This is a genomic window from Pseudomonas kuykendallii, assembly GCF_900106975.1.
GTDB classification, from domain to species: Bacteria; Pseudomonadota; Gammaproteobacteria; order Pseudomonadales; family Pseudomonadaceae; genus Pseudomonas_O; species Pseudomonas_O kuykendallii.
The window spans coordinates 897,225-906,866 of the sequence record NZ_FNNU01000002.1 but is presented as its reverse complement, the minus strand read 5'-3'; the positions used below and the strand labels follow the sequence as shown (position 1 = coordinate 906,866).

At 69.5% G+C, this 9,642-nt stretch carries 11 protein-coding genes; 6 read left to right on the top strand and 5 right to left on the bottom strand.

Translation table 11 applies throughout. From position 1 onward, the window contains the following. Positions 1–45: 45 nt before the first annotated feature. The 5 genes from yjeH to BLV15_RS09380 are packed head-to-tail and all read left to right on the top strand — an operon-like array spanning position 46 to position 4,003. Complete coding sequence (gene yjeH, locus BLV15_RS09400; RefSeq protein ID WP_090227023.1) at positions 46–1,308, top strand: L-methionine/branched-chain amino acid transporter; 1,263 nt, start codon at positions 46–48, stop codon at positions 1,306–1,308. 55 nt (positions 1,309–1,363) lie between these two features. Next, positions 1,364–2,053 (top strand): HAD family hydrolase, encoded by a 690-nt coding sequence (locus tag BLV15_RS09395; protein ID WP_090227020.1) that lies wholly within the window; start codon positions 1,364–1,366, stop codon positions 2,051–2,053. Between the two features lie 11 nt (positions 2,054–2,064). Continuing rightward, positions 2,065–2,604 (top strand): P-loop NTPase family protein, encoded by a 540-nt coding sequence (locus BLV15_RS09390; protein ID WP_090227017.1) that lies wholly within the window; start codon positions 2,065–2,067, stop codon positions 2,602–2,604. Positions 2,605–2,663: 59 nt separating this feature from the next. Further along, the gene (gene yejK, locus BLV15_RS09385; protein ID WP_090227015.1) at positions 2,664–3,671 is read left to right on the top strand and encodes a nucleoid-associated protein YejK; all 1,008 of its coding nucleotides are present in this window, start codon (positions 2,664–2,666) and stop codon (positions 3,669–3,671) included. Positions 3,672–3,673: 2 nt separating this feature from the next. Beyond that, on the top strand, positions 3,674–4,003 hold the full coding sequence (locus BLV15_RS09380) for a glutaredoxin family protein (RefSeq protein WP_090227013.1): 330 nt from the start codon (positions 3,674–3,676) through the stop codon (positions 4,001–4,003). Positions 4,004–4,011: 8 nt separating this feature from the next. On the opposite strand, the gene BLV15_RS09375 is transcribed toward BLV15_RS09380, so the two are convergent. The 5 genes from BLV15_RS09375 to BLV15_RS09355 form a co-directional block, all read right to left on the bottom strand. Then, positions 4,012–4,944 (bottom strand): glutathione S-transferase family protein, encoded by a 933-nt coding sequence (locus BLV15_RS09375; RefSeq protein WP_090227010.1) that lies wholly within the window; start codon positions 4,942–4,944, stop codon positions 4,012–4,014. Between the two features lie 67 nt (positions 4,945–5,011). Then, the gene (locus tag BLV15_RS09370) at positions 5,012–5,317 is read right to left on the bottom strand and encodes a GIY-YIG nuclease family protein (RefSeq protein ID WP_090227007.1); all 306 of its coding nucleotides are present in this window, start codon (positions 5,315–5,317) and stop codon (positions 5,012–5,014) included. Next, positions 5,314–6,597, bottom strand: a complete 1,284-nt coding sequence (locus BLV15_RS09365) for a CynX/NimT family MFS transporter (protein WP_090227006.1) — start codon at positions 6,595–6,597, stop codon at positions 5,314–5,316. The genes BLV15_RS09370 and BLV15_RS09365 overlap by 4 nt, the downstream gene beginning before the upstream one ends. Positions 6,598–7,242: 645 nt before the next feature. After that, positions 7,243–7,986: a ribonuclease T2 family protein gene (locus BLV15_RS09360; RefSeq protein WP_090227003.1), complete on the bottom strand. Its 744-nt coding sequence runs from the start codon at positions 7,984–7,986 to the stop codon at positions 7,243–7,245. A 77-nt stretch (positions 7,987–8,063) separates the two neighbouring features. Then, a complete protein-coding gene (locus BLV15_RS09355; RefSeq protein WP_090227001.1) occupies positions 8,064–8,537 on the bottom strand; it encodes a nuclear transport factor 2 family protein in 474 nt (157 codons plus the stop codon). A 117-nt stretch (positions 8,538–8,654) separates the two neighbouring features. On the opposite strand from BLV15_RS09355, the gene BLV15_RS09350 reads away from it, so the two are divergent. Further along, positions 8,655–9,620 (top strand): GlxA family transcriptional regulator, encoded by a 966-nt coding sequence (locus BLV15_RS09350; RefSeq protein WP_090226998.1) that lies wholly within the window; start codon positions 8,655–8,657, stop codon positions 9,618–9,620. The last annotated feature ends 22 nt before the right edge of the window (positions 9,621–9,642 follow it).

The window sequence follows — 9,642 nt, the reverse complement described above, 5'->3', positions numbered from 1 at the left end:
TGCCTAGCATGGCGTACCGTCGTTTCAAGCCCGCGAGCATACCGTATGAGCCGTCTGAACAAGGAGCTGGGCCTGCTGCAAGGCATCGCCCTGCTCGCCACTTCGCTACTGGGAACCGGGATCTTCGTGGTCCCCGCCCTCGCCGCCAGCAGCGCCGGCATCGCTTCGCTGTGGGCCTGGCCGTTGCTGATCCTGCTGGTGTTGCCGGTGGCCTTCACTTTCGCCCAGCTCGGCCGGCGCTTTCCCCACGCCGGCGGCGCGCCGCACCTGATCGGCCGCGCTTTCGGGCTGCGCCTGGAGCGGGTCAGCGCCTGGCTGTTCCTCGCGGTGATTCCGGTCGGCGTGCCCGCCGCGCTGCACATCGGCGTGGGCTTCTGGCAATCGGTGTTCGTCATCACGCCCGGCCAGGCGCTGGCGATCCAGCTCGGCACGCTGGCGATCATCCTGTTGCTCGGGCAACGGCCGATGCGCGCCTCCGGCAGCCTGCAGGCGGCGATCGCGGTGGCCATCGTCGCCTGCATCGCGCTGATCTGGTGGGCCGGCGATCTGCCGGGAGCCAGCCTGTCGCTGTTGAACAGCGCCTCGCCGGACTGGTCGCGCCTGCCGACGGCGCTGGCGGTGATGTTCTGGTGCTTCGTCGGCATCGAGGCGTTCGCCCACCTCGGCGAGGAATTCCGCCGCCCGCAGCGCGACTTCCCGCTGGCGCTGCTGCTCGGCACCCTGCTCGCCGGGCTGGTGTACTGGGCCTGCTCGCTGGCGGTGCTGAACTTCGGCCACTACGGCGACGCCCAGCGCGATGCCACCTCGCTGCCCGACCTGGTCGGCCAGCTGTTCGGCGAACGCGGCCGCTGGCTGCTGGCGCTGCTCGGCTACCTGGCCTGCTTCGCCTCCACCAACGTCTATCTGCTGGGGTTCGCCCGGTTGCTCTGGAGCCTGGCCGACGAAGGCAAGGCGCCGGCCGGCCTGGCGCGGCTCAACCGGCACGGCGTGCCGGCCCGCGCGCTGCTGCTGATCGTTGCCTGCTGCGCGCTGTGTTCGCTGGCGAGCAGCCTGCTGTCGCTGTCGGTGGACGAGCTGATCCGCTACGCCAACGGCAACTTCGTGCTCATCTACCTGCTCAGCATGGCCGCCGGCTGGGTGCTGCTGGAGGGCCTCTGGCGCTGGCTGGCGGGACTTTCCGTGGCGCTTTGCGCGCTGGTGCTGGTGGCGCTGGGCGTTCAGGCGCTGTACGCGCTGGCGCTGCTCGGCGTGCTTGTGGCGCTGCATGGGCGGCGACCGCCCCGTCGGGCCGCCGCCGCCCAAGGGTGACCCTCGGCGCGGGCCTGTGTTATCAAGACAGGCTTTCCAGCAAGGGCCGGGCCGCATGAATTCCTATATCGACCTGCTGATCAGCGATTGCGACGGCGTGATCGTCGACAGCGAAATCATCGTCGAACGCCTGCGCCGCGAGGTACTCGGCGAGCGCTTCCCGCTGCAGGAACTGGACATCCTCCTGGCCGGCACCTTCGGCCTGCAGAGCCACGACATCCTCGCCCGCGTCGAGGCCCACTTCGGCGTCGAGCTGCCGGACGGTTTCCACACCGAGCTGCGCCAGCGCAGCGAAGCCGCGACCTTCCGGGACGCCGCGCCAATCGCCGGCGTGCGCGAGGCGCTGCTGGCCGTCGACCTGCCGCTGGCGGTGGTCAGCAACAGCCGCCGGGCCAGCGTCGAGCACGCGTTGCAGCGCGCCGGTCTGCGCGAACGCGTCGACGCCGGGATCTTCGCCGCCGAAGACGTGGAGCGGCCGAAACCGGCGCCGGACCTCTACCTGCTGGCGGCCAGGCGTGCCGGCGTCGTGCCGTCGCGCTGCCTGGTGGTCGAAGACAGCGCCACCGGCGCCACCGCCGCGCTGACCGCCGGAATGCGCGTGATCGGCTTCCTCGGCGCCGGCCACATTCCGCCGGAGCACGGCGAAGTGCTGCGCGAACTGGGCGTCGAGGCGCTGCTCAGGGACATGCGCGAGCTGCCGGCGCTGGTCGAACTGCTGCGCGGCGAGCCGCCGCGCCAGGTGTAAGGCACGTACGCATGGACGCTCCGCGACGGATCAACGTGGTCGGCACCAGCGGCAGCGGCAAGAGCACTTTCGCGCGGCGCCTGGCCCATCAGCTCGGCCAGCCCTACGTCGAGATGGACGCGCTGTTCTGGCGCCCCGGCTGGCAGGAATCCGACGACCCGAGCTTCTTCGCCCGCCTGCAACGCGCGCTGGCACAGCCGGGCTGGGTGCTCGACGGCAACTACCAGCGCACCGCCGCGATGAAGTGGCGGGACGTGCAGATGATCGTCTGGATCGACTACTCGTTGATCCGCACCCTTTACCAGGCCATCAGCCGGGCACTGCGGCGCTCCTTCAGCGGCGAAGAGCTGTGGCCGGGCACCGGCAACCGCGAGAGTTTCCGCCGCTCGTTCCTCAGCCGCGACTCGATCCTGCTCTGGACGCTGAAGAACTTCCGCAGCAACCGGCGGCGCTACGTCGAGGCCTTCGCCGACCCGCGCCTCGCCCACATCCAGCGGGTACGCCTGCGCAGTCCTGCGGCCGTCGAGACCTTCCTGCTCTCACTGCACTGACGCCGCAATCGCGTGCCTCGGGTAAACTGCGCGTCTTTCCCGTTCGCCACGAGACCGCCATGCCGATCCGCCACGCCATCGTCCACCTGATCGACAAGAAACCCGACGGCACGCCCGCCGTGCTGCACGCACGCGACAGCGAGCTGCACGAGTCGCAGGCCATCGAGAACCTGCTGGCGGACCTCAACCAAAGCTACAACGCCAAGCAGGGCAAGGCCTGGGGCCTGTTCCACGAGGAATCCGGCGCCTATCCGTTCAGCGGCTGGCTGAAGCAGTACCTGGACGGGGAACGGGACTTCACCGCCTTCAGCCGCCAGGCCGTCGAACAGCTGCAGAAGCTGATGGAGGAATCCAACCTCTCCACCGGCGGCCACGTGCTCTTCGCCCATTACCAGCAGGGCATGACCGACTACCTGGCGATCGCCCTGCTCCACCACAGCGAAGGCGTCACCGTGACCGAGGCGCTGGACGTGGCGCCGGCCAAGCACCTCGACCTCGGCCAACTGCACCTGGCGGCGCGCATCAATATCTCCGAGTGGCAGAACAACAAGCAGTCCAAGCAGTACATCTCCTTCATCCGCGGCAAGAACGGCAAGAAGGTCTCGGACTACTTCCGCGACTTCATCGGCTGCCAGGAGGGCGTCGATGCGCCGAGCGAAACGCGCACCCTGCTCAAGGCCTTCAGCGATTTCGTCGAGAGCGAGGACCTGCCGGAAGAACAGGCGCGGGAGAAGACCAGCGCGCTGGTCGGCTACGCCACCACCCAGGCCAAGCTCGGCGAGCCGATGACCCTGGAAGAACTCTCCGGGGTGATCGACGAGGACCGGCCGAAGGCGTTCTACGACCACATCCGCAACCGCGACTACGGCCTGTCGCCGGAGATTCCGCCGGACAAGCGCACGCTGAACCAGTTCCAGCGCTTCACCGGGCGCGCCGAAGGGCTGTCGATCAGCTTCGAGGCGCACCTGTTGGGGTCGAAGATCGAATACGACGAGGGCCGCGACATGCTGATCATTCGCCAGCTGCCGACCCAGTTGAAGGATCAGCTCAAACGCCGCAAGGACTGACGATGAAACGCATCCTGCTGATCCTCGCCGCACTCGCCCTCTGGCAACACTGGGACCGCGTCGAGCCTTTGCTCGGCCTGAGCCAGCCGGTGCCCAGCCAGGCGCGCACCGGCGAGGTGATTCTCTACGCGACGTCCTGGTGCGGCTATTGCGCCAAGACCCGCGCCTTCCTCGCCGAACGCGCGATTCCCTACCGCGAACTCGACATCGAGAAATCCGCCGACGGCCGCCGCGCCTACGACGCGCTCGGCGGCCGCGGCGTGCCGGTGATCGACGTCAAGGGCACGGTGATCCACGGCTACGACCCGCAGAGCATCCTCGCCGCCTATTGAGCCGTGCCTCAGAGCGCCTCGATGCGGAAGCCGACGCGCGGGAAGTGCACATGGACCACGCCGGCGCGCGCGTCCTCGCGACGCAGGATCAGCTCTTCGGCACCGGCGTGGAGCAACTCGCCTTCCACCGGATCGACGCCGTAGTCGGTCGCCGCGATCAGCACCCGCTGGCCCAGCGCGAAACCGTTCGGCTCCTCGATCGAGGTCTGCGGCAACGCCGCCGGGCTCGCCTGGCGGGCGACCTCAATGGCCTCGGCGGCGCTCATCTCGCTGGGCGAACCCTGGCCGAAATCCAGCACCCGCTGCAGCCAGCGAACGACCTCGGGGTAGGCGTCCACCAGCGGCGCGGTGACCGGCGTGGCCTTGAGGAACCACAGCGGGTGGGCCATGGCGAAATCGGCGATGGACGCCTCGCCGAAGAGGAACTCGCCGCCCTGCGCCAGTTGCTGCTGAAGGCGTGTCATCAGCGTCGGCCAGTTGTGCCGCGCCAGCTCGGCCGGCAGACGCGACGCCGAACCGCCGCTGAACAGCCCGGCGCGGTCGGCGAGGAAGCCCTGGATCGCCTCCGGCGACAGGCGGGCGAAACGCACCGCGACGGATTCGGGCTGGAACACCAGGGTGACGGCGTGCTGGAACACGACCGAATCGGCCCACTGGGCGAAGGCGGCGACGTTGAATGCCTGGCCCTGCGGGAACAGCGTGGGGGCGGCCTTCTCCGCCTCCAGGCGGCGGGCGATCAATGCGGTATCGCAGTAGATGTCCGCACCGACCTGCAACACCGGCGTCTTGCGGTAGCCACCGGTGAGGGCCAGCAGATCGGGCTTGGGCATCACCGGCGGAATGCTCACCGAGTGCCAGCTGAGCTGCTTGAAGCCGAGCAGCAGGCGGGTCTTGTGGGCGAACGGCGAGGCTGGATAGTGGTGCAGGATGAGGTCGTGCATGCTGGCTTCCGCTGTTGTTGTTCGTGGGCGGCCAGCTTACCCGCCGGCTACCCGGCGTCCCAGCCACTCAGGCGGATGGCGTGGCATCAGCGCCATGCATGGCGATCAGCTGTTCCTTGGCGACCTTCTTCAGTCGCTTGATCGCCCGCTCGCGGCGCAGCGCGTCGCCCTTGCCGGGGCAGGCCTCCACGTACACCAGCGCCTGCGCCGGGCTGGAGTGGAAGAAGCGCGCGCCCTTGCCGCTGCAATGCATGGCGAAGCGCCGTTGCGGGTCGTCGCTGATGCCGCAGTAGAGCGCGCCGTTGGCGGCGCGCACCAGGTAGACGAACCACGGCTTGGCTTCGCCGGCGGGCGCTTCGACCGCTTCGCTCACAGCCGCTCGGCGCTCGCGCGCACGTAGAGCGCGCGGCCGGCGCCCAGGCCGAACAGCGTGCCGACCAAAGCGATGGCGACGAAGATGATCCCCGACGCCGACCAGTTGCCGGTGAAGTCGTGCACCAGGCCCATGGCCAGCGGTCCCAAGGCGGCCAACGTATAGCCGACGCCCTGGGCCATGCCCGACAGGCTGGCGGCCACGTGCGCATCGCGCGAGCGCAGCACGATCAGCGCCAGACCGAGGCTGAAGGTGCCGCCCTGCCCCAGGCCGAGGATGACGATCCACAGCCACAGGCCGGACAGCGGCGCGTACAGGCAGCAGAGCAGCCCGCAGAGGGTCAGGCCCATCACCACCACCACGGCGGGACGCTGGTCCCTGCCGCGGGTGGCCAGCCAGGGCGTGCTCAGCGCGGTGATCAGCTGCACCAGCACCGAGGCCGACAGCATCAGCCCGGCCTGCACCGGCGTCAGCCCGCGGTCGATGAGGATCGACGGCAGCCAGCCGAAGACGATATAGGCCAGCGACGACTGCAAGCCCATGTAGAGGGTGACCTGCCAGGCCAGCGGGTCGCGCCACAAGCCGCTGACACGGTAGGCGACGTGCGCCACGGCGTGCCCGCGCCGCGCCTGCGGCAGCCAGACCAGCGCGGCCAGCAGCGGCGGCAGGGCCCAGAAGCCCAGCGCCAGGCTCCAGCTGCCGAATGCATCGCGCAGCGGCACCGTGCTGCCAGCCGCCGTAGCCGCGCCTAGGCACAGGGCCATGGTGTACACACCGGTCATGCTGCCGGCCTGTTTCGGGAAGTCGCGCTTGACGATGCCAGGCAGCAGCACGCCGATAATGCCGATGCTGGCGCCGGCAAGCAGGCTGCCGGCGAACAGACCGGGCACCGCGAACAGGCTGCGCAGGACGATGCCGAAGGCGAGTAGCAGGAGGATGCCGAGGATCACCCGCTCGGCGCCGAAACGCCGGGCCAGGCGCGGCGCGAACGGCGCGAACAGGCCCAGGCAGAGCACTGGCAGGGTAGTCAGCAGCCCGGCTGCGGCGGCGGACAGGTGCAGGCTGGCGGACACTTCGCCCAGCAGCGGGGAAATGCTCGACAGCGCCGGGCGCAGGTTCAGCGCCACCAGCACCAGGCCGAACAAGAGGAACAGCGGATGGCGCAGCAGCGACGGCCGGGACACCGGCTCGTCGTCGGCTTCGGCATCGATCAGCAGATCGTTGAGGGGCGCGGGGGAACCCGCGTGCCGGTCGGGCAGCGGACGATCGTGATCAGGCATGTGCGGCTCGCTTCGCAATGGGCGACCGGTCCTGGCCGGTCCTTTATCGTGCTCCGCGAACGACGGACGTCGCCCAGCGGAGGGCGGAAAAGGATAGCCGGCTAAGAATTGCGGCACAACGGCGCATGCACCTCTGGCAGGGTGACCGATGCGCTGTTCGCACGCGTGGCGGTGCGCGCGGCGCACCCTACGGGAGTTCGACCGGTCCATGGCGAGGTCGATTTCCGCACCGCTCACCGTAGGGTGCGCCATGCGCACCGGGGCGATGTGCGGGAATGTCGCGGTGCGCGCGGCGCACCGGGGCAATGTGCGGGAGCGTGCGGCGCACCCTACGAGGTCCGGCCGATCCATGGCGAGGTCGATTTCCGCGCCGCACGCCGTAGGGTGCGTCATGCGCACCGGGGCGATGTGCGGGAGCGTGCGGTGCGCGCGGCGCACCCTACGAGGTCCGGCCGATCCATGGCGAGGGCGATTTCCGCGCCGCTCGCCGTAGGGTGCGCCATGCGCACCGAGGCGGTGTCCGCACGCGTGGCGGTGCGCGCGGCGCACCGTGCGGGAGTTCGACCGGTCTCCGGCGAGGTTGGTATCCGCACCGCTTCGTAGGGTGCGCCATGCGCACCGGGGAGGTGCCCGCGCGCGTGGCGGTTAACGCAGCTGGATGCGTGCCGGACAGTTGCCGCGCAGCAGCGGCGTCAGGCTGGCAGCGGCGGGAAAGGTGTCCAGTCCCTCGCGGGTGATGCCGATCTCCACGCTGCTTAGCCAGGCGCGCCCGTCGTGGACGTCGCAGACCAGCTTCAGCGAGCGGGTATCGCGGGTGCCGAACGCATCGCCATAGGCTCGGATCAGCTCGTTGCGACCGATCTCCCGGCGCTCCGGCGCGGCCAGCAGCGCGCCGAAGGACGACTGGCTGACGCTGTCGAACAGCTCGATGTTCCGGCGGAAGAAGGCGTCCTTGTCGAAACCGAAGCAGGCCGCGTGCTTGACGTATTCATGGCGTTCCAGGCAGCTCTCGGTGCTCGGCATGACCTGCTCGAGCCGACTGCGCAACGCGCTGTCCAGCGCCACCGGCGCCAGTGCGCAGAAGTTCTTCTCCGGCACCTTGCCGGTCACGTGATCGCAGCCTTCGCGCCACCATTGCGGAGTGTCCACGCCCTCGGCCTTGAGCCGATCCGGCAGCGACGCCCAGAGCCCGTGCAGGGTCAGGCCGGCCTCGCGGTTGGCGCACTCCGGCGCCTGCTTCTGCCCGGCGCAGAATCCCGGATGCCAGCTCATGGCGAAGGTGTATTCGGAGAAATCGCTCAGTTGGCTGGGCTGCAGTGCCCAGGCAGAGAAGCTGGCGAGCGGCCCCAGCAGGGCGGCAAAGGTGAAAGCACTGAGACGGCTTGGCATGGGCTGTCCTTGTTCTGGCCGGCGAAAGCGCGCGGTCTTTTGGGGAAGCGCCCGTCATGCACGGATCGGGCCTGCCCTCAGCCGCGTCCGGCGCGATAGGCCGCCAGCCCCTTGGCCGCTTGCCGGCGAATCGCCCCCTGCACCGGCGGCGCCCAGCCGAGCAGCGCGCCGCGCAGGCCCAGCGCCTGGGCGGACCAACGCCAGAGGCTGAAGTGATCGCGATGCTCGACGATTAGCCCGTCGGCGAAGCGGAAGTGCGCCTGGATGTGGTTGCTCACCCGGCGACCGGTCTGGCTGAACAGGTAGTGCGCCACCCAGCGCGCGCTGCCCTGCTGCGCGTCGGCCTCGACGCCGTCGAACGTCAGGCTGAAATCCTGCGCGCGGGCGCACAGCATCCGCCACATGTCACCCGCGGCCTCGCCCCGCAGGTCGGTGAACACCGGGTCGCAGAAGCGCACCTCGGGCGCGTAACAGGCCGCCATGGCCTCCGCGTCGCGCTGCTGGAACGCCTGGTAGAACTGGGTGATGAGCTGCGCGTTGGGGTGGCTCATGGAGGGACTCCGAAACGTTTCGACCCGCGCAGTGTGGCGGATTGCGCCGCACCTCCGTGATTGACGATAACGACAACGTTGTGTCAAAAAGCGCCAACCTTGTTCTCCGAGCCGCACATGTTCCGAGTCGCCCTGATCGTCTGCCCGCACACCGTCTGCTCCAGCCTGAGCATGGCCGACGACGCCTTTCGACTGGCCGAACGATTGGCCGGCGGCGGCTTGTTCGAGGTGTCACGGGTCAGCGTGGATGGTCGCCCGGTGGATCTCGGCCTGATGCGGATCCAGGTCGATGGCGACCTGCGTCTGGCCGAATCCGCCGATCTGGTGCTGTTGCCGGCCAGCGGCAGCAACGTGAAGGCCGCGCTCGCCGGCAACGGCGCGCTGATCGACTGGCTGCGCCGGCGGCCGCCAACCCAGCGCCTGGCGAGCCTGTGCAGCGGCGCCTTCCTCCTCGCGGAAGCGGGACAGCTCGACGGCCACCGGGCGACCACTCACTGGGCGCTTGAGGATGCCTTCCGCCAGCGCTTCCCCGCCGTCGAGCTGTGCATCGAGCGGCTGCTCACCGAGGACGGCACGCGCTTCTGCTCCGGCGGCGCGCAGGCCGGGCTCGACCTCTGCCTGCACCTGGTCGCCCGGCTCGGCGGCGAAGCCCTGGCGCAACGCCTCGCCAGCGCCCTGGTGGTCGACCGAGAGCGGGGCAACCAGTCACGCTTCGTTCCGCTGCTGCCGGACGCCGGCGCGCACGAATCGCCGATGACCGCGCTGCTGGCCTGGCTGCGCGCGCATCACGCCGAGCCCATCGATCTCCAGCGCCTGGCCGAACAGGCGCACTGTTCACCGCGAACGCTGCTGCGCCGCTTCCGCCAGGCGACCGGGCTGACACCCGCCGACTACCTGCAGCGGCTGCGTATCGGCGTGGCCCAGGAGGCCCTGCGCAACCCGTCCCGCTCGCTGGAACAGGTGGCCTTGCAGGTCGGCTACGCGGACCGCGCGACCTTCGCCAAGCGTTTCAAGCAGCTCTGCGGCGAAACGCCCGGCGCCTTCCGCCGCCGCCTGAGCGAGCAGGAGTCCGCCACACATTGAGCGCGTCGCGAACATAAAAAAG